This window comes from Wolbachia endosymbiont of Drosophila incompta (assembly GCF_001758565.1).
In the GTDB taxonomy this organism is placed as follows: domain Bacteria; phylum Pseudomonadota; class Alphaproteobacteria; order Rickettsiales; family Anaplasmataceae; genus Wolbachia; species Wolbachia pipientis.
The window spans coordinates 930,610-930,825 of the sequence record NZ_CP011148.1 but is presented as its reverse complement, the minus strand read 5'-3'; the positions used below and the strand labels follow the sequence as shown (position 1 = coordinate 930,825).

General features: G+C 37.0%; 1 protein-coding gene and 1 pseudogene (1 of these 2 only partly in view). Both read right to left on the bottom strand.

Going from position 1 to position 216, the window contains the following annotated elements; genetic code table 11:
* Window positions 1-196 (bottom strand): annotated as a pseudogene (locus WG67_RS08645) (biotin--[acetyl-CoA-carboxylase] ligase); the annotation flags it as partial.
* Window positions 197-213: 17 nt separating this feature from the next.
* Window positions 214-216, bottom strand: the 3' end of a protein-coding gene (locus WG67_RS04165; RefSeq protein WP_070356950.1) for an NADH-quinone oxidoreductase subunit N. The gene runs 1,362 nt beyond the window's last position; 3 of the gene's 1,365 nt are visible here — the last part of the coding sequence; its start codon lies beyond the right edge, outside the window; it ends in the stop codon at window positions 214-216.

Below are 216 nucleotides of genomic sequence, written 5' to 3'. Positions count from 1 at the left end.
GGCTTATTACCAAACTTGCATAAAAATTACCCTCTGGAGAAATCCAGTTTTTTCCGGTGCGCCCCCTGCCTTCTGTTTGTTTATCAGCAACAATAATAGTTTCATTTGATATTCCTTTATCAATTAAATCCAACGCTTCTTTATTAGTGCTTGAAACTTTTTTGTAATGATGAATATGAAAACCCTCAGGGGTCACCTTGTCAGCCCTTTAGTTCA